The following is a 23,213-nucleotide window of genomic DNA, read 5'->3' as shown; positions in this document are numbered from 1 at the left end:
ACATTTTGAAGAATGATAATTTTTATGTACGCCAATTATTTCGCCTGGGAAAGCATAACTTACCTTAAAAGAATACCGTGTACTTGATGTACACGGTATTTGTCATTACTTATTATTCTTTTTAGCTTCGATCTCAGCAAGAGCGTCCTTGCGTGAGAGGTTGATCCTGCCCTGACGGTCGATCTCTGTTACCTTAACAACGATCTCGTCGCCTATAGAAACAACGTCCTCAACCTTTTCAACTCTCTGCTTGTCCAGCTTGGAGATGTGAACAAGTCCGTCCTTACCCGGAGCGATCTCAACGAATGCGCCGAAGTCCATAATTCTTACAACCTTGCCCTTGTAGATAGCTCCTACCTCGGGATCGTTAGCGATTGTATGGATTATCTGGAGAGCCTTGTTTGCGTTGTCGCCGTCAACACCGCTGATGAATACATTACCGTCGTCGCTGATGTCGATCTTAACGTCGCAGTCTGCGGAGATCTTCTGGATAACCTTACCGCCCTGTCCGATAACTTCGCGTATCTTGTCAACAGGGATCTTTGTCTGGAGCATCTTAGGAGCATACTTGTTGACTGTAGGTCTGCTCTCAGGAATAGCCTTGAGCATGATCTCGTCGAGGATATACAGACGAGCCTTTCTTGTTTTCTCGAAAGCTTCCTTGATGATAGCTGGTGTAAGACCGTCAACCTTGATATCTACCTGGATAGCTGTGATACCCTTGTGAGTACCGCCAACCTTGAAGTCCATATCGCCGAAGAAGTCTTCAAGACCCTGGATATCTACCATTGTCATGAAGTCATCACTGTCGGGCAGAGTGATAAGTCCGCAGGAGATACCTGCAACAGGAGCCTTGATCGGAACGCCTGCGTCCATAAGAGCAAGTGTAGAACCGCAGATAGAGCCCTGTGATGTAGAACCGTTAGAGGAGAGTACCTCAGAAACAAGTCTGAGAGCGTATGGGAATTCCTCAACAGGTGGGATAACAGGAGCAAGAGCTCTTTCAGCCAGAGCACCGTGACCAATCTCACGTCTTCCGGGACCTCTGCTTGGCTTTGTTTCGCCGACAGAATAGCTCGGGAAATTATACTGATGCATATATCTCTTGGAGTCTTCCTCGTCGAGACCGTCTATCTTCTGAGCGTCACTTACAGGACCGAGTGTAGCGATAGTGAGAACCTGAGTCTGACCTCTTGTAAAGAGACCTGAACCGTGTACTCTCGGAAGAACGCCTACCTCAGCTGCGAGAGGACGGATCTCGTCTATGCCACGACCGTCAACACGCTTGCCCTCGTAGAGCCATGCACGAACGATCTTCTTCTGGAGCTTATAAATACACTCGTCGATCATAGGTATTTGCTCAGGATACTTTTCATCGAAATTAGCGTGGATATCGTCAATGATAGGAGCAAGTCTCTCGTCACGAACGTTCTTGTCGTTTGTATCGAGAGCGATCTTTACGCGGTCTGAAGCGAATGCTTCGATAGCGTCGAACATATCGTGGTCAACTTCCATTGACTCGAATGTGAACTTAGGCTTACCGATCTGAGCGCGGATATCGCTGATGAATGATACCATCTTCTTGATCTCTTCATGACCTGTAAGGATAGCTTCGAGCATCTTATCCTCGGGAACTTCATTAGCGCCTGCCTCGATCATAACGATCTTTTCAGCAGTACCTGCAACTGTAAGAGTGAGGTCGGTCTTAGCTCTCTGCTCGAGAGTAGGATTGAGCACGATCTCACCGTCAACGAGACCAACGTTGATGCCTGCGATAGGGCCATTCCACGGGATATCGGAGATAGAGATAGCGATCGAAGTAGCGATCATACCTGCGATCTCAGGTGAGTTGTCAGGCTCTACAGCAAGAACTGTCATAACAACAGAAACATCGTTTCTCATATCCTTAGGGAAGAGCGGACGGATAGGTCTGTCAACGCAGCGTGATGTAAGGATAGCCTTTTCGGAAGGCTTGCCCTCACGCTTTGTGAATGAGCCCGGGATCTTGCCTACTGAGTAAAGTCTTTCCTCATAGTCAACTGAAAGAGGGAAGAAGTCGATACCCTCTCTTGGCTTTGCACTTGCAGTAACATTTGCCATAACAACGGTTTCGCCGTATCTTACCCAGCATGAACCGTTTGCAAGTCCGCAGGTCTTACCTGTCTCAACTACGAGCGGTCTGCCTGCATAAGTGGTTTCAAAAGTTCTGTAGTTTTCAAACATCTTTTTTGCCTCCAATTTGATTATTTTTTATCAGAGGAGAGACTTTAGAAGTTAGAGGTAAAAGTAATATTCATAAATAATTGCCCTTACCTCTGACTTCTAATCCCTGCACTCTGATAGACGTAAAGGCAGAAGGGTAGTAGAACCACCCCGCTGCCTTCATTTGCATTGTAATTACTTACGGAGACCGAGCTTTTCTACGATTGCACGGTATCTGTTGATGTCCTTCTTCTTGAGATATCCGAGAAGGTTACGTCTGTGACCAACCATCTTGAGAAGACCTCTTCTTGAGTGGTGGTCGTTCTTGTGGGTCTTGAGGTGGTTTGTGAGATCGTTGATTCTTCTTGTGAGAATAGCGATCTGAACCTCAGGAGATCCTGTGTCGTTTTCGTGAGTTCTGTTAGCCTCAATAACGGCTGTCTTTTCATCCTTCAATAACATTTGAAGCACCTCTTAAAAAATATATTCCGTCAACTCAGAAGGGGGTGAAAATCGAGGTCAAGCCCCGAACCAAGTACACGGTGATAATATTATACCACATTATTTATGATTTGTAAAGTCTTTTTTTATGTTTTTTCCGAAAAGTCATGCAGGCGCTGTTATTTTTCGTCATATTACGCTCGTGTCAGCTGTTTTCGTGCAAAATACTGTTGACTAAGAAGGCATTTTGTGGTAAAATATATATACAGAGGTCTGCGTCATGACGGATTGGAGGATTAAATTTATGAAAAAAAATGCTTTTGAATATGTATGGACAGATAAAAAACGTTCATTTTTAGGTCTGCCTCTTACGTTTACGCGTTATTATCTTACCGAAACCAAGTTTATAACCCGTACAGGCTTTCTGAATATAGATGAAGATGAGATAGATCTTTATAAGATAATTGATAAAAAGGTAAAATATCCGTTCTTTCAGCGGCTTGTGAACTGCGGAACGATAATTATTTACAGCAAAGATGCAGATACTCCTTCAAAGGAAGTACACTGCGTTAAAAATGTCAGAAAGGTGTCTGAGCTTATAGACAAGTACCTCAATATCATGCGCGACAGATATGGTATCAGAGGAAGGGATATGGTCGGTCTGCACGGAGGTCACGATCACATTGATGATTATGATGACGATCATGATGACGATCATGATGATGATATGCACGACCATGACGGAGATTTTTGAGTTCAGAGGTGATTGGGAGAATGCTCTCGTTTATTACAGAAAAACAATCCAGCTGGGACAGGCTTAAAGCTGAAAAACGTCCTATATTCATCTACGGAATGGGAGACGGCGCATTGAAGATAATGGCTGTTTTCCGTGAAAAGAAAATAACTGTAGCAGGTATTTTTGCAAGTGACGATTTTGTACGCGGTCATTCTTTCGAGGGCTACAGAGTCCATAAGCTTTCAGAGATAGAAGAAGCTGTAGAAGATTTTGTGGTGGTGCTTGCTTTTGCGGCGGGCTATCAGGAGATAGTTGATAAGATACACGCCATAGCATCAAAGCATACATTATATGTCCCTGATGTGCCTGTAGTGGGCAGGGGACTGTTCACATATGAATACTGTCTGGAGAATGCCGATAAGATACAGCAGGTCTATGACAGTCTTGCTGATGATTATTCACGCAAGGTGTATGCGAATATCATCAACTTCAAGATCAGCGGCAAGATAGAGTATCTTTCCGCAGTAACTTCATCAAAAGCTGAGATATATAAGAAGATAATAAAGCCTAATCTTAATGAAGTATATGTGGATCTTGGTGCATATAACGGCGATACTGTCAAGGAGATCCTTGAGTTCACACACGGGAAATATGTCTCAATATATGCACTTGAACCCGATAAAAAGAACTTTAAGAAGCTTTCAAAGTTTGTTGACGGTATGCCTCATGTTCACATTTATAATTCAGCAGCATGGTGTGTCGATACCGAACTCCCATTTGCTGCAAAGGCAGGACGGCAGTCTGCGATAACAGCAGGTTCGGAAAATATGGTCGAAGCACTCTCTGTGGACAGCATACTTGACAAAAAGCCTGCAACTATCATCAAAATGGACGTTGAAGGCTTTGAAAGAGAAGCTATATGGGGTTCTGCGTTCACTATATCACATTACGCACCTAAAATGATGGTATCGCTTTATCACAGGAATGAGGACATATTTGAGCTACCGCTGCTCATAAAGAAGTTGAATCCTGCGTATAAGCTCTACATCAGACATCAGCTGTATATCCCTGCATGGGAAACAAATCTTTACGCAACTGTATAAAATCAAATGCTCTGAGGCAGTACGGTAATGGATCTCATTATTTTTTGTGTACAGAAAAAATATGATAAATTGAAACAAGCAACGAACTGGCTTCGCGGTACAAACGGAGTCAGTTTTTATTTTCAGCTGAAGAAGTAATCAAATTTAAAAAAACAAATTTCAAAGCAAAAAAAATATGTGTGATAATAACTTTCGTTTTTGCAGTACTGCTTCTTTTTAACACTATAGAATAAAATAATACACAACTCTAAGTAACCGAATATACTCTAACACGGCTTAGTCGTGGGTAAGATCACAAAAAATACCGTGCAGTTTCAAAACTGCACGGTATTTTACTTATATGAGTTTCCTTTCGTCGCAGTATTCACATTCAAGAAGTGTTTCGTCGCCGCTTGAACGGAAGCTCTTTGGAAGGTATTCCTCGTGATTGGTGATACATTTAGGATTTGAGCATCTTACGCCGCCAAAAACTTTTCCTTTGAGTGTTTCGGACTGCTTCTTCTCTTTAAGGATAGTCATTATGAGGGCCATACGTACATACATACCGTATTTAGCCTGCTTGAAGTACATAGCTCTTGCATCGTCATCGACATCTACTGTTATTTCATCAACACGAGGGAGCGGGTGCATAACTATCATATCTTTTCTTGCGAGAAGCATCTTCTTTCTGTCGAGCACGTAGGTGTTTTTCTGAGCAAGGTACTCTTCCTCGCTTGCGAAACGTTCCTGCTGTATTCTTGTCATATAGAGCACATCAAGATCGCCGATAACTTCTTCGAGGGTGTTTACCTCAACAAAGCTGCTGCCGTTAGCCTTGATGATATCCTTTATGTATGCAGGCATACCCAGCTGAGATGTTGAGATGAACACGAACTTGTTATTCTCAAACATACTGAGAGCCTTGCAGAGGGAATGAACGGTTCTTCCGTTAAGAAGGTCTCCGCACATACCGATGGTCAGTCCTGAGAGAGTTTTCTTCTCTATCTTTAAAGTGAGAAGGTCTGTCAGGGTCTGGGTAGGGTGGAGATGACCGCCGTCACCTGCATTGATAACAGAACAATCAGCAGTAAGTGAAGCTGCCTTAGCTGCACCTGCGATAGGGTGGCGGATAACGAGAACATCAGCATAATTGCTGACGATCTTGGTGGTATCCTTGATCGTTTCGCCTTTTGCAACAGATGAATTTGCGGGATTATCGAAACCGATTATCTGACCGCCAAGACGAATCATAGCTGTCTGGAACGACATCTGTGTTCTTGTGGAAGGCTCGTAGAACAGAGTTGCCATGATCTTGCCGTCGCACTCATGAGCGAATTTTTCGGGAGCTTTGTATATCTCCTCGCCGAGTTCGACCACCTTTTTCCACCATGCTACAGGATAATCATTAAGATCTATAAGATGCTGATATTCTGAAATCATATTTTAAACCTCCGTTGGATTTTTTTACAGTATTTTACTGCCGTTTATTATCATTTCAAACTGCACACCAAGGAACTTTGAAGCCCTTCTGCACAGCAGCATACGTTCCATAAAGATCTCAAAGTATTCAAGAACAGATGATATTTCGGTATCTATCTGGAGTTCAAGTATTATTGAGGTCTTGCTTTCGTTGAATATTACAGTTGAGCGCTCAACAGCGTAATTCACGCGGTCGTGTATATCAAATGTAAGCAGGTCGGTGTTGCGGACTCTGCTTCGGCGCACATCGGTCTTGTCGCCGATTATCATGGCAGCGGAAATAGCGTCGAGAGGCTGTCCTGTGCCCTCGTCGTGATTGCCGATAGCAGATATTATAGAGCATATCTCATCGGCTGGCATACTCAGATTATCAAGCAGTCTGAACGCCATTACAGCGCCGCTCTGAGCGTGATCCACTCTGTTTATGACGTTTCCGATATCGTGCATGATAGATGCAATACGCGCAAGCTCTACCGATCTCTCGTCGTATCCGAGAGTTTCAAGAATGAACGCCGATGTATGAGCGACCCTCTCAACGTGAGGGAACGAGTGCTCGGTATAGCCAAGGGCTTCAAGAGCCTTGTCAGCACGGCGTATATATTCCATTATATCAGGATTTTGTTTGATGTATTTATAAGTAACTATACTTGGCATAGGATCTCCTGTATATCAGTATTTTCCGTTATTTTCAAAGTAAACCTTGTACCATACGAGGAAGATGAACACTGTCCATATCTTTCGGCTGTTATCAGCTTTTCCGTCGCGGTGATCGTCAAGGAGTTTGAGCAGGGGAGCGGTATTGAAGAATTCCTTTGAGCTCTCGCTCTCAAAATAGTTCTTGACCAGCTGATAGTATTTATCTTCTTTCAGCCATACTCTTATAGGAACAGGGAAGCCCAGCTTCTTTTTGGCAGCTGTTTTTGCAGTCTGTTCGGGAGTATCTTTTTTAGCTGCAAGTCGCATAGCATATTTGGTTATATATTTTGTTTCGTCAGTACCCTTATCGTGTGTTACTCTGTATTTTGTAGGGATCTTTTCAGCGAGGGACATGACTTCCTTATCAAGGAAGGGGACGCGCAGTTCCAAGGAATTAGCCATGCTCATTTTGTCGGCTTTCAGGAGGATATCTCCTGCCATCCACATATGAAGGTCAAGGTACTGCATTTTTGTTACGTCGTCCTTGCTTTTTACATTATCGTAAAAAGGCTTGGTTATAACAGTAGGGTCGGGGGCGTTCGTGTTTATCTTCAGCAGAGCTTTTCTGTCAGCAGGTGTGAACATATAGGCGTTTCCGATGAAGCGTTCCTCAACGTCCTTGCCCTTACGGACGAAGAAGTTGACTCCGCGTTTTGCGGGAAGCTTTGAAGCGATGCTTCCTATACCGCGTTTTACAGCGCGAGGAAGCTTGTCATAGAATGTACCGTCAGGGTCGCTGTAGACGTTGTATCCGCCGAATATCTCGTCAGCACCTTCTCCGGAAAGAACGACTTTAAGCTTTTCCGAAGCAATATTGCACACGAAGTAAAGTGCAACAGCAGAAGGGTCGGCAAGAGGTTCGTCCATATGATACTGTATCATTTCAAGGCTGCTCCAGTATTCCTCGGGAGTTATGACCTTGCTTGTGTTTTCCTTGCCTATGGCGTTTGAGAAATTTTTTGCCCAGCCTATCTCGTTATACTTCTCGTCGCTGCCGAATCCGACAGTGAAGGTCTTGTCAACGTCTGCGATAGCTGCGACATAGCTTGAATCAACGCCGCTCGAAAGAAACGAGCCTACTTCAACATCGGCTATTTTATGTGCTTCGACAGAATTATGGAAGGTATCCGATATTTTGCTTACCCATTCATCGAGAACAGGCTTATCATCGGCATTGAAACGAACGTCCCAATAACGTCTGGCTTCAAATTTTCCGTCCTTGAATTTAAAATAGTGTGCAGGAGGGAGTTTGTAAACATTTTTAAAGAAAGTTTCGGAAGTAGGGGAGTACTGGAATGTGAGATAGTTCTCAAGAGCTGAAGTGTTGAGCTCTTTTGTGAACTTAGGGTGCTCAAGAAAGCTTTTTATTTCGGAACCGAACATAAGAGTTCCGTTCATATTTGCATAGTACATAGGTTTTATTCCGAAAAAGTCTCTTGCACCGAAAAGTTCTTTATTTTTCTTGTCCCAGATAACGAACGAGAACATACCTCTGAGCATATTCAGCAGCTTTTCACCATATTCTTCATATCCATGTATGAGAACTTCCGTATCGGTATTAGTCTTGAAGGTATGACCTGCCGCAACGAGTTTTTCGCGTATGCTGCGGTAATTGTATATCTCGCCGTTGAAAATAATGACCAGTGAACCGTCTTCGTTGAAAATAGGCTGGTCACCGCTTGAACTTACATCTATGATACTGAGTCTGCGATGACCGAGAGCAATACCTTCATCAATATATTTTCCCTCAGCATCAGGACCTCTGTGCTTTATGCGGTCCATCATTCTGCCAAGGACTTCATCTGAATTGTTTATATTGTTCGTAAAACCTACGATTCCACACATATATGATACCTCCGAGTTTCCTACCTAATAAATCTCCCAAAATATTATACTACAAAAAAGAAGAATTTGCAACAGTGTGACTGTAATTAAAATTATTATTTATCTTTGGTATCATCTGACTTTACTTTAGCTAAAGGATTGCTTTCAACAGCCTGACGAACCGATTCGTTATTCAGATGGGTGTATATTTCGGTAGTTGAGATATTTTCATGTCCGAGAAGCTCTTTAAGAGTGAGAACATCTGCATTGCCGTACTGATACATAAGCGTTGCAGCAGTATGGCGAAGTTTATGAGTCGTTATGCCTTTTCCGTCAAGCTGTGCCTTTTGGAGAGTTTCTTCGACTATCTGCTGGACACGGCGCTTGGATATCCTGCGGTTCTGATTACTTATAAACAAAGCAGGTTCATCAGCAGCTTTGGGATTGCTTTTTCTTATAACCAAATATTTCTGTAAAGCATCTACACAGGCAGCATTAAGGTAAACCATACGTTCTTTGCTGCGCTTTCCAAGTACTTTCAGGCGGTTCTCGTCGAAATCAATATCTCCGATATTGATGCCTACAAGCTCACTTAAACGCATACCGCAATTCAAAAATAAAGTTATAATGCAGTAATCACGCTTTGAATCGGCTGTATCAGCTGTTTCGAGAAGTCTAAGACTTTCGTTTAGCGAAAGGAATTTCGGCAGTGAAGTTTTAGGCACAGGTACATCAAGATCCTTAGTAGGATCGCTTTCTATAATATGCGCAACTTTTTCAAGATACTTGAAGAAACTGCGAAGTGAGGAGATCTTTCTGTAGCGGGCACGGTCTTTGTTCTGACGTTCGTCAGAGGCATAGAAAATGAAATTGTAAATATCAGAGACAGAGATTTTTTTTACCTCGGAAACTGACATATCATGAATGTCGATTTCTTCGAGCGGTTTACCGGTATTATGATTATTTTCGTATACGTAGCGCAGAAATAGTCTTATATCGGTGTAATATTCCTGGATCGTCCGAGCAGCAAGGAGTTTGACTATTTTTATATGCACGAGATAATTATTAAGAAATTCCGGATTGGAAGGAGAATTGTAATTATTCATAGGTGACCTCTTTTAATTGTATAAGAAATGCTTTAAAAGAGGAAAATGAAAGAGCACTTCATTTTTTATTCAAAGTTGCACCAAACTTACATAGTTCTTTAGCTTCTTTCTCTTCCTCAGATATTTTTGCCCTGTTCGCTGTAATGGCGTTCAGGGCTTTTATTTTGCCTTTGAAATTACCGCCCTTGACCTGACACTATAATAGTATAGGCTACATAATAATAGCCTTGTATGTCGTTGTAACAGCATCATAACGGCGGTTCTGGAAGCGCTCGCGGATATCCTGACGGATTGTCAGTAATTATATCGCGGCGCAAATATGGATATTACCGCATCAGGAAACGGCTTTTTTCTTTTTCAGCTGCGCCTGCGGCGGCAAGGGGGCGCGCTACAGCGCACATATGTTACATGATATGTAAAGATTATGCAATGGGAGAAGGGAACCGCTTCCCCCATTATTTTTAGTATGTAGAATTATATTTATATTCTTCAGTTTCTTTATTACTTTCCTGTTTCATTTCATTGTGTGTTAACTGTCTGTTTGCGATTTGTAGTTCATTTCTTATTTTTTTAAGTTCTTTTTTGGATTTGAATGAATTAATCATTATAATAAATATAAATATTGTGATTAATATAATAGCGCTAATAATAATCAACTGTCCAATAGCGTTATATTGCTTTTTTAAGTAAACTTCATGTATCAGATCGTCAATAGTCATTTTAAAACCTCCTAATAATAGTTATGCAGTTTCTTTAGATTTTGCTTTTTCGTTTTCTCTTTCAATATACTGTTCGACGTATTCTTTTAATATTTGTTCTATTTGTTTGTTTTTGCTTCTGCCTTCTTTTTTAGCTATTCTTATAAGCTCTGCGTTGAGTTTTTCAGATATTCTAAGATTAAAGTTCATTTCTGACATTGTATCACCTCCGTACTATTATGGTACTACTTTTTACACAAAAAATCCAGTCTCATTTTGGTACTATTGCTTATTGACTTTATAGTACCGATATGGTACTATAATTATGGTACTAAAAGAGTACCATATGTCCCGAGATTTTTTCGAGATCACTCCGCTAATATTTTATAGGGAGCGGAGAAGCTCGAAAAAAAGCTTCCGAAATCCACTCGCCCAGTTTATAAAGCGAGTTAGTTCAGAAGCGGTCTGCTACAGGCGTAAGCCCGTAGCAAAGGGACGAAAATAAAAATTAAAATCACTCTAACCGAGGTGAAAGGAGAAAAAAATTATGAGAACAATATTTATCGGTTTTGAAAGCAATCACGGAACATTCAAGAGCAAGGACACAGGTGAGGACGTCTATTATAGCAATCGTAATCTACGATTCATAACGGACACAGCCGCCAAGGATAACATTAAGGGCTTCTCTTACTTTGAAGAAAAAAAGATGAAAGCACAGCAGATAATTGATATCCTGCACATACCTGTAACACCAACCATGACTAATGATGATGTTGATAAACTTATTGATAACTCACTGTCTGCTTTAATCAATAAGGAAGTTACAACACAGTTTGCACCAATTGGCAGCGAATGGAAGTTAACGTGGTTTTCGGAAGTCAAACACGAAACAAAGTAAGCTCATAACCGCATTAGCGGCATGATAAAAAAACTATTTTGAAAGGAGTAAATAGCATGGGTGAAACAGCATCAATGATAACAACAGCACTTACTAACGTTACTACTGTATTCAATCAGGCTGTAACAATGATTACTGGTAATGAGATCGCAATGCTTTTCATAGGCATTCCAATTGTCGGCGCTGGTATCGGTCTTTTTCATCGTCTTATTTCCCACTAAGCATATTTGAAAGTTAACTTTCAAAGAATAATTAAAAAATGGGCAGGAGGGCAACTGCCCACACAGCTCTCTCGTTCGTTTCCTCCTGTCTGTAAATGACAGGAGGTTTTTTATTTGAAAAGGATTTTTATTATCGTCACTGCTATACTGTCAATGATGATATACTGTTCTGCTCCGTTATTCGTCCACGCCGAAACAATAACAGAGCCTTTATATTACAGTATGAATGATATGCTTTCTGATATCTCATATTCGTTCTCACACTATATGTGTATTAAGTTTGAGACAGATGAAAGCGTATATGCACAAAACGACTATAAAAGATTTTATACTATGTGTTTTCTTTACACTGATGAACAGTATGAAGATATCAATATCACGGCTAATGGTAATACTATCAAGTTTTCTTCAACTCATATTTCACCTTATTGTTATGATCGTTATCATACCGCTCATATTATAAACGGCGTTTACGAACATGATCATCAATATTGTTCCACTTCTTCGGCATTTCGTGAATACTCTTTATATGAAATAGATTTTGATAATCATACTGTTTCTATCTGGGATAGCGCTGGTCGTAAAATTCGTGATAATTGTTTACTGGTAGATTATGAAACAAACTTTGATAACTTTACACCGCCTGACCCTTTAAATCTGTCAATATCTTTTATACCTGATTTAACAGGTACAGTAACACGTTCTCAGAGCATTAACGGTAAGGACTATACTTCTAATACCCTTGACCTTTGTATCTCTAATAATGGCGAGAATGCACAGTTCGCTTGGTTTATAGTTCCTCACGGCGATTCTGTTTCTTTTCCTACATCGCTTGTTCTGAATAGTCAAGGTTTTATTGGTCAACCAACTTTCGCATATGTTACCGACGAATGGACGGGCTTTCAAATCTCAGGATTACAAGGTAATTCTGTTTATTCTCCTTGTGCATGGCATACTATACCTTCTGGTTTTCAGTCACAGTATTATCATGTTGGTTGGTCGCAAATGGACTTAAAGCGTAATACATCATATGACGTTGTTGTTTATGGTTGTCTTAATACGCTTAATGATGTGAGCAGCAAACAAGTTTCAGCCGATTTAACAGGAGCTAAGGAAGTCTATAGGTCAACCTTTTCTATTACAGATCCTGCCGAGTTCAACCCTAACTCTGACGGTTACGGTGTACACCCTTGGAATCCTGATATAGATAACAGTGACCTTTTCAATGCTTCTTCTGCGTATAAGGATAATAACGGTAATGTCGTTATAAAAAATCAGCATAATAATAACAGCAATAACATTATAGGCTTCGATTATCTTATACCTCAGAATAATACTGTAAATGCTAACGCTTATTTTGGTAGTTTCTTCGGATTCTTCCGCAGTATCTTTTCATATTTCCCCGCCTTTATGACTATTGTTTCAACTGGATTGATTACAATATTTATAATTGCAGTTGTTAAGAAGGTGACATAATGCTTGATAAAATCTTTTCAGAAATAGAGTTTTTCTTTACCGACTTTCTCGGCGGTCTGAAGGACATTGTAACTGGTGAAGTCGATATCTGGGACGTTGCTGATACTTACTTATTTCTTTTCCGTAACTATATCACTACATCAGTAACAGAGTTCTTTTCATCTTCCCGAGAATCTTTCATTCAATCAGGTCAAAAAATCTTTAACTCGTTTGATGTTGACGACAGCTTTTCATTTTTCAGTTCAAACTTTATCTTCTGGATCATCGGCTTTTTTGTCGGTGCATTTATCTTAAAGTTTGTCATTCAGGCAATTGTCGATTTCATTTCGAGAATTATTGATATTACGTGAGGTGAATTGTATGGAAGGTTTAAAGACTGTTATATCAACGGTTTACCAATTCGCTAATGTCTCCCTGACATTTGGTTCATTTACGTTTACTATCTGGCAATACTGGCTTTCTATTGCCTTTCTTGGTATTTGTATCTTCTTCATAAAAAAAGTATTTGAATAATTGAAAGTTAACTTTCAAAAAGGAGTGAATAATCTATGATTAAATCTATGCTTGTTCTTTTGATTTTTGCATTAAATATTTGTTCATTAATATCTGTTCTTATATTTGCCGTTGACGTTATCAAATGGCATGATAAAGAAAAACGTGTAAAAATAACCCCCTCAAAACAATCTGTTCCCCCTGAAAAAATCGTAACTGAAAGTGAGGTGACCGAAGTTGGAGATGATGACGGAAAATATAATACATCAGCTTTTCTTGGCTCTGGGTTGCAATCTTGACTATGTACCAACTCAGAAATACGAAGCTTTTACTATGGCTTTGCAGTTCGCAGCAGGTGCAGGCTTCATGCTCTGGTTTGTAAAGTTTATGTATACTCTGCTTAAAGGATTTCTCACAGGAGGTACACGATAATGTGGTTTATCTCATTGCTTTTTAAAAACCTTTTTGTCTTTCCTTTGTTCCTTTACTATCAAATATATGATCGTTGTATATATGCTTGGTACAATCATAAAAAGCTTTTCAAAGGTTGGGGAATACACCTTTTCACAGGTAAGTTCGGACAAGGTAAAACCTCGGTTGGGGAATACACCTTTTCACAGGTAAGTTCGGACAAGGTAAAACCTCTCTCATGACCGCTAAAGCGTATAAGCTTGCTAAGAAATATCCTCAGTTGCATATCCTTACAAATATTAATCTTACAAATTTTCCTGAACATACTGACATTATCCCTCTAAAAACAGCTAAAGACATTCTTAATGCTCCTGATAATACTCTTGTACTCATTGATGAAATAGGCACTCTTTTTAATTCCCGTGACTTTAGCACGGGTAAGAACAGTGTTCCTAAACCTGTGTTCCAACACCTGTGTCAGGTACGTAAAAGACATATGATGATATATGCTACTGTACAGCGTTTTAACCTGTTAGATAAACAGATAAGAGATATTACAGCAACGGTCACTGATTGTAGCATCAGCTGTAAACACCCTTTCAGCCGTAAGATGACAGGACTTACATACGATATAGAAGAATATGAAGCATATTGCTCAAACCGTTTGTATAAACGCCGTGTGCTTGATACAGAAGTAATAATACAAACAGACTTCTATCGTCACTTATACGATACAAGTCAATTGATAAAAGGCTTGCTTACATCTGAGTATCTTAGTGATGAAGAAATACTCAGGAATCAGGGAGCATATAACGAATACTTCGATGGCAGCAAGGAAGGACAAAAGGCATACAAGAAAGCAGTAAGGCGCAAGAGATAACAGGGGACAGGGGAGTCCCCGAAGGGGCTCCCCTGTCCGTGTGGCTTACTTGATTATAGCCACACAATAGTGGCAAACCGAAAGAAAATGTTGCAAATGCAACAGGAAGAGTTGATATATATGCAAGACCTTTTCAACCTTGTAGACTTCACTCCGCTACAAAGCGGAGAAGTTTATAAGAACAGCAAAACAAAGCTATATACCGACGGAACAACGAATACTATAGTATGTCGGTCAAGTATATTTAAAGATAAATATATATTAACAGAAAATCAGGAGAATGAAGATGTACGGAAAGATAAACAAATAAAAGCTGATAGAAAAGCTTTTGCTGATAAAGTTGATAAAGTCTATACGATACTTGAAAGATGTGGTTTAATGAGTTATGAATTTATGAATTTGACTGCTTGTGATAAAGATGATGATTTCCTTATTAAGCTTAATGAAATCGGTATGAGTATACATGAGTATGATTATTGTTATAATTACTTCAAAAAGAAAGTTCCTCAGGAGAAAACAAAATCATCTTCTGAACCTCGTTCTGATAGTGTCAAGAGAGCTAAAGACCAGATTTTCGATTATGTCCTAAATAATGATTTTGACTATTTTTTCACGGGTACTATAGACCCCGAGAATTTTGATAGTAAAGACCCTAAAGAATTGTTAAATCCTGTTCAGGACTGGCTAAAAGATAGAGTAAAGAGAGACAATATGCAGTATATCATGATAGCTGAGAGACATAAGAAAGGCGGCATACACTTTCATGGTTTATTCAAAGCTGATAAGATTAAGCTTGAAGACAGCGGTACTAAACTGTATCAGGGACATAAAAAACCTATATCAAACGATCGTGCTGAAAAGCTCGGTCTGTACGGCGGTCGAACAGTCTATAACCTTGCATCATGGAAGTTTGGTTTTACAACCTGTGTCCCTCTGGTTGGTGATAGAATGAATACAGCATTCTATGTTACTAAGTACATAACAAAGGACTGTAAGAAGATATTTGGTAAATTCTTCTGGCATAGTCGGAATCTTAAAAAACCTCTTATCATTGTAGCTGATATAGATTTTGATAGTATCGAGAGTGCAGATAGTAACGGCTTTAAGTATGTGTTCAAGAGAGGGGAAAAGAATGAGACAGTCTGAGTTCCATTTATTATATGCCTATCTGCTTAATAACGAAATACAGCTTGAAGAAACAGTCATGCAGCTTCAAACAAATCTCAGATACCGTAAAATTGATGTTTCAGATTGCGTGGAGCTTGCCTGTTGCATCGAACGACTGAATACATTCCGACAAGTATCAAGTGATATACGCAGTTTATTGAAAATCTATGATAGAAAGGCGAAGGAGTATGAAGAAACCAAACTTCAAGAGGATAAAGAAAGTAGATAAGCCGAAGCTTACACGTTTGCAGAAAGCGCAGGAAAGGTGTTATCAAAGTTTTATAAATCGGTTGCCGCCTGCGGCAACACCTTATTTCTGTGCGGACTGTGAACATCTTGGAAACTGTCCGCACAGAAAACAATAAAAACGGGCGTATTTTATAATAAAGGGCGCGATATCAGATAATAACGGGCGCGACGGGAATACACTGGACTGTAAATATATGTGGGCGAATATAGCAATATAAACTGGGTACGGTGGGACAGTGCGAAGCACACCGATTCCCGTGCGCCGCTCGGAAGTCTGCTCGGTCAGAGCGGCGGAAAAGAAGAAGCAGGGGACTACTTCCCCTGCTTCATGTCCTGCTCGATGAGCTTGTTGATATATCCGTTCAGGCTCAGTCCTTGAGCTTCGGCGTGTGCTCTGATTACCTCGCGTTGTCCTTTCTTGACTTGCAGAGCTATTCTGTCATATGCCTTGGCGTTATACTTATTCTTGCTTGTTGTGCTTGTCTTTCCCATGTAATCAGCTCCTTTCTGTTATTATTATATCATATTTTCTTATGGTGTGCAAGTATACAAAATATATAATTATACGTGTGCAAGTTTGTGCATTATACCTCTTGAAATAGGTGTGCAAGTATGCTATAATATATATAGTGAAAGGGAAGTGCACACCTTGAACTACAAAATAAATTGAAAGTTAACTTTCAAGAAAGGAATGATTTAAATGAAAGTAATGGCAATGGTTCACAGTCTCGGCGCTCTGGCAGAGGTTGAGATAATCGAGCATAAGGATAATAACAATGTTATAGCTGAATATGACGGTAAGCGTTGTACAGCTGTATTCAATCCGTTTGTAGGTCTGTACTATGTTGATGATAAGTATGGTGTTATATCATGAATGAAATCTGTGATAAGTTTCGATACAGTCATGATTGTATTGATTCAGAAAAGGCTTGTTATAACTGCATATACGGGTGTTCGCTTGAATGCCCGTATATATCAAATCAGGAATTTGAAAGTTAACTTTCAAAAAAGAAAAGGGGCTGTAATTATGTGTAAGAAAAGAAAGATATATACAATGTCTGAACTCAACTTAGCGTTCATGAAGATGTTCAACTTGTTCAACGAACATTATTTTGAGAACAAGCTCCCGAAAGTGATTATCACTTTCGAGAGCGGTTACAAGAAAGGCGCTTTCGGTTGGATATATACTAAACCTACATGGGAACAGAGCCGTCAAGAACGCTATAATATCAATATTTCAAGTGATTTCCTTGACCGTGATATATACGCAGTAATGGCAACCTTGCTTCATGAGATGTGCCATTTATATGCCCTTGAAAACGGCATCAAGGACACTTCAAGAGCAGGCATTTACCACAACAAGAAGTTCAAGGAAATAGCTGAATCTCATGGACTGGAAGTGTTCGAGGAAGATAAAATTGGATTCGGTCGAACAAAACCAACTGACGAAATGAAAGGCTTTGTTGATTCTAATAGCGGCGTGATCTCTTTCGAGGTCAAGAAGCTTCGTCCAGTCGAGAAAGACGGCGGCGAAGAAAAGCCGAAACAGTCAAGAAGAAAGTATGTGTGTCCGTGCTGTGGTCAACAGATAACAGCTACAAAAGAGGTACAAGTGATGTGCGGCATCTGCTACAGTCCTGATGTAGAACCCGTTTTTATGGTCGAATGCTAAAGGAGTGATTATATGTTTACTTTAAGAGATATTTTTGAAATGAGTTTTTCGCCTTGTCCGTATGAGTGGCTTTGTTATACTTGCGCATTACATAAGCCTGATTCTTATCGAGGTTGTCAATTTGAGCTTCTTGGTGCAATGATGATTCTTGACGGACAATATTGATTTATGCTATAATATCAAAAAAGTTGCGTTTTAAAAAAGAGTTAAAGTTGCACCAAACTTACATTTGGTGAAACTTTGCTTCTTTCCCTGTTAAAACGCAAAGCAAGATATTAACGCTATTATAACACTTTTTTTCAATGTTTTCAAGTTTGAGACATATAAAAACGGCTGCCATTCTGAAGTTTTTTCAAAAGTTCCGAGAAAACACCGGGCAGCTTTTCAGAAAGATCTTTTTTTATCATAAAAATATGCACCTTCAAAAGCGTATGACTTTTGAGGTGCATATCATTTCTATAGTTTTTTATTTGATTTCAGTAGGTTTGGTTTTGGGATATTTTTTCTTATCATGTATAACTGCATATGTTACTATAAGTGAAATACTAATAACTATATATGCGATATTAGCTGCTGTAAATGCTTCGGTGAATTTATACATGATACTTGTAAACGCTGTAAATACAGGAGCTTGTTTTATTGAGAATGAATCGAAATATTTTGTAGCAAGCAGATGTATGCTCGGAACGCCGCCTAATATACCTGATATAAGTATTGATATTCCGCACCAGTACATTGCTGTGATTTTTTTCTGACGATTTGCAGCTATGAGCAGCAAAACAAGAAAGAGTGTGAATCCGATGACTGCTGCTGTGCCTATTATTCTGTTAGAGTAAACTCTGGCAAGCTTCGGAAGTATGCCGTGCTCACTCATTGCAGATAATTTATATACATCACAGTATGAGCCGATGGTTGTATATGCACTATCTTTTGTGTTTCGCAGTTTTAGCTCAAAATTATCATCTTTCTTATAATTATTTTCTTCTGCAAATTCGTTAAAGAATTTTTCGATGTTTTCTTCAAGCTGTTTGTTTTCGGGATATTTTACTGACATTTTGCCGTCATTTTCGAGAGCATTGAATGCTGAATCAATATACGCCTCGACATAAGACTGTATATATGGCTCGCTGATAGCATCTGTGTAAACATTTGCGGGAATTCCCGTAGTATTATACTTTTCTGCGTAATATTTGCTGATTTCAGTGTAAATTTTTGAACTTAATTCATTTTTTACTGCAAGATCTTTCAGCTTTTTTGCTGATACGTTGATATCAAAGAGTAATACCGCCGAACTTGCAATCAGCATAAATACAAATAGTATCGAAATGATCAACGAGAAGAGGTATGAGCTTTTTTTATTCAATGTGAGCTTCCCTCCCCTGTTGTTTTGTAAAATTTCTTTTCTTTAAGTTCGCATACGACACCTGTTCGCTCGTCTGCGTTGCCAAGAACGTCGCGTTTGCAGGTGTAAAGCGTGAGTTTTGTTTCACTTGATGGAGCGACGTATTTACCATCTTTTTTATTGAAAGTAATGTTTTCCTTTACGGTATACTTGAACTGTCCATAGTTTGTCTTTAAAGTTACAGTATCGCCTTTTTTCAGCTTGTAAAGCTCGGCAAAGAAAGTGTCTTCATGAGCACTTATTACTGTATTTCCTTTATCGCCGATTATCGTGGAGCCTGATGACTGACAAGCGCCATGTTCAAAAAGCTCGGAATTGCTTCCCCAGTATACAGGTATTGAGATATCAAAAGCAGAACATGACATTATTGCATACATCTCACCGAAACGCGGACGAATAAACTCACCGTTTTCATATGTCTCACCGTCATATTCGTCAACGATCTCATTATCGCGTATTACAAGACCTGAACCGGCTGATTCGGGATTATTTTTCAGATTATCCATAAACGCAAGATTGACATAAACCTTCAGTTTGTCGTATGGCTTTATCATTGCTATCATAAGGAAACCGATACACAGTGCGAAAAGAATGAAAGGTGTTGCAACGTGAACAAGGATATTGTTCCCTCTATTTTTATCTCCCATTACTGCTCCGATCCTTCTGAACGCATACGGCGCATAACAAAATATACTGCGCCGGCAGCTGATACGATAATAGATGCTGCAACAGCAAGAATGCCGCGTCTGTCGTAGCCTGTATCTTCAACAGATGCCCCTGCAGTCGATACATTGACAAGCTCTCCGCTGCCGTTTCGCATAGCCAATGTGAGTGAATCGTCTGTGATTTCATCAACTGTTATATTCAGACCCATTTCTTCGACAGCTTCGGAAAGCTTGCTTACGATCTGTATTTTCTGTTCAGCAGGACTCTGCTTCATCAGGCTCCGGTACTCTTCGGGGCTGAGGTTGTTTATGATGATCTGCTGCTGTTCAGGCGTGAAGCTTCTGATATAAGCCATTTTTTCATCGTATGACATTTTGACGAACGCTTCTTTGCTTATACGTGTGAAAGTCGAACCGTCATCAGCTGTTAAAGTGATTTCGTTGTTAACAGTTGGTGTCTCTTCGTTTGTATTGACCTGAGCAGCTGTAGTGGTGGTCGGAACGTTCGTTACCTGCGGGCCGACTGTAATTATCTGATTTCCTGTCTCATGGAGTTTAGCGATAGCCTTATCAAGTATTTCTGACGGATACGCATCTGGGTTGGAATAATATTCATTATAACCTGCTTGTATATCATCTTCGGAATAGCCGTATGATCTTGCAACAGCTGCGACATCATCAACAGTGGTCGCATATGCTGAAAGCGAAAAAGCGGCAGAGCTGATAGCTGCAAACGCGGCAGCTGAAGCAGCTGTAAACATTTTTCTGAAATGCATAGTGATACCTCCAATCATCAATATACAAAATATATTATACCTTTTTTGTTCATTATTGTCAAGAAATATTATACCCCAAAAGAGGCACCCTAAGGTGCCTCTCTCATAAATTATTGTTTTTTACGTGAAACTATTAAAGCTGCCGCAACGATGCCGAATATTGTTATTGAGCCTAATGCGGACGGATCAGACGTTTTTGGAGCATTTGTTGTTCCTTTTGTGGTCGAAGTGGTTTTTGCTGTTGTAGAAGTTGTTGATTTGGAAATATTTGTCTGATCTTTTGAAGTTGCTGTAGTCGACGATGTTGTTGTTGTGCTTGTTGCGGAAGAAGTAGTTGATGTGGTTGAAGAAGTTGTAGTGGTAGTCGTAGACGTTGTGGTGGTAGTAGTTGTGGTGGTTGTAGTAGACGTTGTGTTGGTTGTAGTAGTCGTTGTGGTGGTTGTAGTAGACGTTGTTGTCGTAGTAGTAGACGTTGCAGTGGTTGTAGTGGACGTTGTGGTGGTAGTTGTTGTGGTCGTAGTAGGCTTTGAGGTGGTTGTTGATGAAGTTGTTGTTGCGTCGTTAGCTGCATTCAGCATTTTCGGATTAAATGATGAATATCCGAATTGTATTCCACCGTCAAATGATTTGGCAATAGTAGCTCCCGAAACGTGGCCTCCCTCATCGCCTTCGCCGTCGGCATCAGGTGCAAGCGTTGATCCTTGGATCGAACCTGTGTATTTGAACTTTACAGCATCTTTAAGATTGTAAAGCACAGGCATATTTTCACCCTTATCTCTAAGAAATACTCCCTTATCGTTGTAAAGTCTCATAGTGGTAAGCGGAAGCTGAACATTTTCGCCCGGCACATTAATAACAAGGTAAGAACCCTCTGGAATATGTATCTCAAACTGGATATAACCCGAATTGAATATTTCCGTCTGTTCCTCATTGAGAGTGAGGACATTTAGGTTTTTGTCGTTACCTGTTATAGTCCAGCCTTTATTATAATATTGGGCGATATCAAGAACAGCATTTGGTTCAAGATCGGTAAGATATTTGCTTCTCGCCTTCATCAGAGCAAATTCCGCATCAAAGTCAATGAGCTGACCAACGTATATTTCGCACTGTCCAGCTTTTGCGTGGTCGATTATCTCCTGACTTACATGATCGCTGCTCCCGACAACAAAACGTTTGTCATCCGGCTGGAAATTCTGAAGAGTGTTCCCACCGACAACTACCTTTGCAGCTTTGCTGCCCTCCTCGACTTTTGCTCCTACTGAATAGGAAACAGGAGCGCCCATATTGGCGTTTCCGCCTGCTGCAAGTCTGCCTTCGCAGTCAGAGCCATGCGCTGCAAAGTCATCGTGCAGGAAAACCGAGAACTGTGAAGCTGCTCCGAGAAAATATTCGTCTTTGTTGCTGATACCAAGCAGCTCGTCCTTGTTTGCGTCTGTGACTGTCTGCGTACCGTTATCTTTCATTCTGTGATTATGTACTGCGATAGGAACAGAACCCATGATACAAAAAGACGTAAAAATGCTAAGGAAACGTTTGAATCTTATTTTATCCATATGTGATCCCCCGAAAATTTTTTATTTACATAATATTAACATAATTATATACATTTTGCAATACACATTTTAAACAAAGTTGCTATATTTTATTAGTTAAGTATTAACATTTTCAGGCAAAATAAAAATGCATCTCTATGAGAGATGCAGGACTTTTAATATGCTGTAACAATAGTAAATCAAAACCACCCGTTAAACGGGTGGTTTGAAAAAGCCCTAAAAGGGCTTGATACAGACACTGCCCCTTAAGAGGGCTGAGAAAGGTCTGCCAACTGCATTTCATTCTCAGCTACCCCTTAAGGGGTTTTATTTCTTTTTATACTTTTCTCCAGTGAACGGATCTGTTGTTTCAAAGAAACTTAACTGGTCGTTTGCAATATCTCCCTGCAACTGATCCCTGATATATTCTTCTATCTTCTTTCTATTTTTGCCCACTGTGTCAACATAGTAACCACGACACCAGAAATGGCGGTTTCCATACTTGTATTTTAGATTGGCATGGCGGTCGAATATCATCAGTGAACTTTTTCCTTTTAGATATCCCATTATCTGTGATACACTATACTTTGGTGGTATTGCTATCAGCATATGTATATGATCTGGACACGCCTCTGCTTGGATTATCTCCACTCCTTTCTGCTCACACAGTTTTCTTAATATTCGCCCTATATCTACTTTTATCTGATTATAGATCACCATTCTTCTGTATTTTGGTGCGAACACCACATGATACTTGCAATTCCACTTGGAATGTGCTAAACTACTTATATCGTCTCTTGTCATGACGATACCTCCTCTGCTTTTTTAGTTTGGTTGGCAGACCTTTTCTATTATAGCATTGGAGGTTTTATTTTTCTACTCATAGCTAAAGCTTTCAGAACCCCCAGTAAAACTGGGGGGGTTCAGAAGCCAAAAATAAAGAGCACTTACAATTGTAAGTGCTCTTTGGAGGCGCCACCCAGATTTGAACTGGGGATCAGGGTGTTGCAGACCCACGCCTTACCACTTGGCTATAGCGCCGCTATTGGAGCGGATTACGAGGCTCGAACTCGCTACCTCCACCTTGGCAAGGTGGCGCTCTACCAGA

General features: G+C 40.1%; 25 protein-coding genes and 1 tRNA gene. 11 read left to right on the top strand and 15 right to left on the bottom strand.

The annotated features are described in order from the left end of the window. Window positions 1-105: 105 nt before the first annotated feature. Window positions 106-2,223, bottom strand: a complete 2,118-nt coding sequence (locus K6G33_RS00130) for a polyribonucleotide nucleotidyltransferase (protein ID WP_296774905.1) — start codon at window positions 2,221-2,223, stop codon at window positions 106-108. Window positions 2,224-2,397: 174 nt separating this feature from the next. Beyond that, entirely contained in the window at window positions 2,398-2,664 is a 267-nt protein-coding gene (rpsO, locus tag K6G33_RS00125) for a 30S ribosomal protein S15 (protein WP_028520517.1), read from the bottom strand. A gap of 283 nt (window positions 2,665-2,947) precedes the next feature. Here rpsO and K6G33_RS00120 point away from each other — a divergent pair, with 283 nt between their 5' ends. Beyond that, window positions 2,948-3,397 carry a PH domain-containing protein gene (locus K6G33_RS00120; protein ID WP_296774903.1) on the top strand — a complete coding sequence of 150 codons (450 nt, stop codon included), beginning with the start codon at window positions 2,948-2,950 and terminating at the stop codon, window positions 3,395-3,397. A gap of 20 nt (window positions 3,398-3,417) precedes the next feature. After that, complete coding sequence (locus tag K6G33_RS00115; protein ID WP_296774901.1) at window positions 3,418-4,482, top strand: FkbM family methyltransferase; 1,065 nt, start codon at window positions 3,418-3,420, stop codon at window positions 4,480-4,482. Window positions 4,483-4,818: 336 nt separating this feature from the next. Here the strand turns inward: K6G33_RS00115 and pyrB are convergent, their stop codons facing one another. From pyrB to K6G33_RS00085, 6 genes are all read right to left on the bottom strand, one after another. Further along, window positions 4,819-5,901 (bottom strand): aspartate carbamoyltransferase, encoded by a 1,083-nt coding sequence (gene pyrB, locus K6G33_RS00110; RefSeq protein ID WP_296774899.1) that lies wholly within the window; start codon window positions 5,899-5,901, stop codon window positions 4,819-4,821. Between the two features lie 24 nt (window positions 5,902-5,925). After that, the gene (locus K6G33_RS00105) at window positions 5,926-6,594 is read right to left on the bottom strand and encodes an HD domain-containing protein (protein WP_296774896.1); all 669 of its coding nucleotides are present in this window, start codon (window positions 6,592-6,594) and stop codon (window positions 5,926-5,928) included. Window positions 6,595-6,609: 15 nt separating this feature from the next. Then, on the bottom strand, window positions 6,610-8,481 hold the full coding sequence (gene asnB, locus K6G33_RS00100) for an asparagine synthase (glutamine-hydrolyzing) (protein WP_296774894.1): 1,872 nt from the start codon (window positions 8,479-8,481) through the stop codon (window positions 6,610-6,612). Between the two features lie 95 nt (window positions 8,482-8,576). Beyond that, window positions 8,577-9,566, bottom strand: a complete 990-nt coding sequence (locus K6G33_RS00095; protein WP_296774891.1) for a tyrosine recombinase XerC — start codon at window positions 9,564-9,566, stop codon at window positions 8,577-8,579. Window positions 9,567-10,027: 461 nt separating this feature from the next. Next, the gene (locus K6G33_RS00090) at window positions 10,028-10,285 is read right to left on the bottom strand and encodes a hypothetical protein (protein WP_296774888.1); all 258 of its coding nucleotides are present in this window, start codon (window positions 10,283-10,285) and stop codon (window positions 10,028-10,030) included. Between the two features lie 21 nt (window positions 10,286-10,306). Then, entirely contained in the window at window positions 10,307-10,483 is a 177-nt protein-coding gene (locus K6G33_RS00085; RefSeq protein WP_296774884.1) for a toxin-antitoxin system HicB family antitoxin, read from the bottom strand. 328 nt (window positions 10,484-10,811) lie between these two features. Between K6G33_RS00085 and K6G33_RS00080 the strand changes: the two genes are divergently transcribed. The 7 genes from K6G33_RS00080 (at window position 10,812) to K6G33_RS00050 (ending at window position 15,788) form a co-directional block, all read left to right on the top strand. Then, window positions 10,812-11,162 carry a hypothetical protein gene (locus K6G33_RS00080; protein WP_296774882.1) on the top strand — a complete coding sequence of 117 codons (351 nt, stop codon included), beginning with the start codon at window positions 10,812-10,814 and terminating at the stop codon, window positions 11,160-11,162. A gap of 56 nt (window positions 11,163-11,218) precedes the next feature. Next, window positions 11,219-11,383: a hypothetical protein gene (locus tag K6G33_RS00075; RefSeq protein WP_296774879.1), complete on the top strand. Its 165-nt coding sequence runs from the start codon at window positions 11,219-11,221 to the stop codon at window positions 11,381-11,383. A 114-nt stretch (window positions 11,384-11,497) separates the two neighbouring features. Then, a complete protein-coding gene (locus K6G33_RS00070) occupies window positions 11,498-12,859 on the top strand; it encodes a hypothetical protein (protein ID WP_296774876.1) in 1,362 nt (453 codons plus the stop codon). Continuing rightward, a complete protein-coding gene (locus tag K6G33_RS00065; RefSeq protein WP_296774873.1) occupies window positions 12,859-13,209 on the top strand; it encodes a hypothetical protein in 351 nt (116 codons plus the stop codon). Before K6G33_RS00070 ends, K6G33_RS00065 begins: the two co-directional genes overlap by 1 nt. A 198-nt stretch (window positions 13,210-13,407) precedes the next feature. Beyond that, window positions 13,408-13,650, top strand: a complete 243-nt coding sequence (locus K6G33_RS00060) for a hypothetical protein (RefSeq protein ID WP_296774871.1) — start codon at window positions 13,408-13,410, stop codon at window positions 13,648-13,650. Window positions 13,651-13,955: 305 nt separating this feature from the next. Beyond that, window positions 13,956-14,642, top strand: coding sequence for a zonular occludens toxin domain-containing protein (locus tag K6G33_RS00055; RefSeq protein WP_296774942.1), 687 nt, complete (start codon window positions 13,956-13,958; stop codon window positions 14,640-14,642). Between the two features lie 120 nt (window positions 14,643-14,762). After that, window positions 14,763-15,788: a hypothetical protein gene (locus K6G33_RS00050; protein WP_296774868.1), complete on the top strand. Its 1,026-nt coding sequence runs from the start codon at window positions 14,763-14,765 to the stop codon at window positions 15,786-15,788. A gap of 582 nt (window positions 15,789-16,370) precedes the next feature. Here the strand turns inward: K6G33_RS00050 and K6G33_RS00045 are convergent. Continuing rightward, on the bottom strand, window positions 16,371-16,550 hold the full coding sequence (locus tag K6G33_RS00045; protein ID WP_296774865.1) for an antitoxin: 180 nt from the start codon (window positions 16,548-16,550) through the stop codon (window positions 16,371-16,373). Window positions 16,551-16,758: 208 nt separating this feature from the next. Here K6G33_RS00045 and K6G33_RS00040 point away from each other — a divergent pair, with 208 nt between their 5' ends. Further along, window positions 16,759-16,932, top strand: a complete 174-nt coding sequence (locus K6G33_RS00040) for a hypothetical protein (protein ID WP_296774862.1) — start codon at window positions 16,759-16,761, stop codon at window positions 16,930-16,932. A gap of 153 nt (window positions 16,933-17,085) precedes the next feature. Next, on the top strand, window positions 17,086-17,730 hold the full coding sequence (locus tag K6G33_RS00035) for a SprT-like domain-containing protein (protein ID WP_296774860.1): 645 nt from the start codon (window positions 17,086-17,088) through the stop codon (window positions 17,728-17,730). A 466-nt stretch (window positions 17,731-18,196) separates the two neighbouring features. On the opposite strand, the gene K6G33_RS00030 is transcribed toward K6G33_RS00035, so the two are convergent. The 6 genes from K6G33_RS00030 to K6G33_RS00005 all read right to left on the bottom strand — a co-directional run bounded on the left by K6G33_RS00030 (window position 18,197) and on the right by K6G33_RS00005 (window position 23,146). Then, window positions 18,197-19,093, bottom strand: coding sequence for a hypothetical protein (locus K6G33_RS00030; protein ID WP_296774857.1), 897 nt, complete (start codon window positions 19,091-19,093; stop codon window positions 18,197-18,199). Next, window positions 19,090-19,779 (bottom strand): class D sortase, encoded by a 690-nt coding sequence (locus tag K6G33_RS00025; RefSeq protein WP_296774855.1) that lies wholly within the window; start codon window positions 19,777-19,779, stop codon window positions 19,090-19,092. Before K6G33_RS00025 ends, K6G33_RS00030 begins: the two co-directional genes overlap by 4 nt. Beyond that, a complete protein-coding gene (locus tag K6G33_RS00020) occupies window positions 19,779-20,573 on the bottom strand; it encodes a hypothetical protein (protein WP_296774852.1) in 795 nt (264 codons plus the stop codon). Before K6G33_RS00020 ends, K6G33_RS00025 begins: the two co-directional genes overlap by 1 nt. A 110-nt stretch (window positions 20,574-20,683) precedes the next feature. After that, the gene (locus K6G33_RS00015) at window positions 20,684-22,126 is read right to left on the bottom strand and encodes a choice-of-anchor A family protein (RefSeq protein WP_296774849.1); all 1,443 of its coding nucleotides are present in this window, start codon (window positions 22,124-22,126) and stop codon (window positions 20,684-20,686) included. A gap of 306 nt (window positions 22,127-22,432) precedes the next feature. Next, window positions 22,433-22,909, bottom strand: coding sequence for an IS200/IS605 family transposase (tnpA, locus tag K6G33_RS00010; RefSeq protein ID WP_296774847.1), 477 nt, complete (start codon window positions 22,907-22,909; stop codon window positions 22,433-22,435). A 163-nt stretch (window positions 22,910-23,072) separates the two neighbouring features. Next, window positions 23,073-23,146 (bottom strand) — tRNA-Cys (locus K6G33_RS00005). Window positions 23,147-23,213 lie beyond the last annotated feature (67 nt).

Origin of the sequence: Ruminococcus sp. (assembly GCF_024691275.1) — a bacterium.
Classification (GTDB): Bacteria; Bacillota; Clostridia; order Oscillospirales; family Ruminococcaceae; genus Ruminococcus.
Note: the sequence above shows the minus strand (reverse complement) of the source record. Positions and strands in the feature narration are given on the sequence as shown.

Coding starts and splice junctions, on each gene's coding strand:
- K6G33_RS00090 (WP_296774888.1), bottom strand. CDS start 10,285: ATGACTATTGACGATCTGATACATGAAGTTTACTTAAAAAAGCAATAT.
- K6G33_RS00045 (WP_296774865.1), bottom strand. CDS start 16,550: ATGGGAAAGACAAGCACAACAAGCAAGAATAAGTATAACGCCAAGGCA.
- K6G33_RS00105 (WP_296774896.1), bottom strand. CDS start 6,594: ATGCCAAGTATAGTTACTTATAAATACATCAAACAAAATCCTGATATA.
- K6G33_RS00040 (WP_296774862.1), top strand. CDS start 16,759: ATGAAAGTAATGGCAATGGTTCACAGTCTCGGCGCTCTGGCAGAGGTT.
- K6G33_RS00025 (WP_296774855.1), bottom strand. CDS start 19,779: ATGGGAGATAAAAATAGAGGGAACAATATCCTTGTTCACGTTGCAACA.
- K6G33_RS00120 (WP_296774903.1), top strand. CDS start 2,948: ATGAAAAAAAATGCTTTTGAATATGTATGGACAGATAAAAAACGTTCA.
- K6G33_RS00060 (WP_296774871.1), top strand. CDS start 13,408: ATGATTAAATCTATGCTTGTTCTTTTGATTTTTGCATTAAATATTTGT.
- K6G33_RS00115 (WP_296774901.1), top strand. CDS start 3,418: ATGCTCTCGTTTATTACAGAAAAACAATCCAGCTGGGACAGGCTTAAA.
- K6G33_RS00075 (WP_296774879.1), top strand. CDS start 11,219: ATGGGTGAAACAGCATCAATGATAACAACAGCACTTACTAACGTTACT.
- K6G33_RS00130 (WP_296774905.1), bottom strand. CDS start 2,223: ATGTTTGAAAACTACAGAACTTTTGAAACCACTTATGCAGGCAGACCG.
- K6G33_RS00065 (WP_296774873.1), top strand. CDS start 12,859: ATGCTTGATAAAATCTTTTCAGAAATAGAGTTTTTCTTTACCGACTTT.
- asnB (WP_296774894.1), bottom strand. CDS start 8,481: ATGTGTGGAATCGTAGGTTTTACGAACAATATAAACAATTCAGATGAA.
- rpsO (WP_028520517.1), bottom strand. CDS start 2,664: ATGTTATTGAAGGATGAAAAGACAGCCGTTATTGAGGCTAACAGAACT.
- K6G33_RS00080 (WP_296774882.1), top strand. CDS start 10,812: ATGAGAACAATATTTATCGGTTTTGAAAGCAATCACGGAACATTCAAG.
- K6G33_RS00035 (WP_296774860.1), top strand. CDS start 17,086: ATGTGTAAGAAAAGAAAGATATATACAATGTCTGAACTCAACTTAGCG.
- K6G33_RS00085 (WP_296774884.1), bottom strand. CDS start 10,483: ATGTCAGAAATGAACTTTAATCTTAGAATATCTGAAAAACTCAACGCA.
- pyrB (WP_296774899.1), bottom strand. CDS start 5,901: ATGATTTCAGAATATCAGCATCTTATAGATCTTAATGATTATCCTGTA.
- K6G33_RS00095 (WP_296774891.1), bottom strand. CDS start 9,566: ATGAATAATTACAATTCTCCTTCCAATCCGGAATTTCTTAATAATTAT.
- K6G33_RS00020 (WP_296774852.1), bottom strand. CDS start 20,573: ATGCATTTCAGAAAAATGTTTACAGCTGCTTCAGCTGCCGCGTTTGCA.
- tnpA (WP_296774847.1), bottom strand. CDS start 22,909: ATGACAAGAGACGATATAAGTAGTTTAGCACATTCCAAGTGGAATTGC.
- K6G33_RS00050 (WP_296774868.1), top strand. CDS start 14,763: ATGCAAGACCTTTTCAACCTTGTAGACTTCACTCCGCTACAAAGCGGA.
- K6G33_RS00015 (WP_296774849.1), bottom strand. CDS start 22,126: ATGGATAAAATAAGATTCAAACGTTTCCTTAGCATTTTTACGTCTTTT.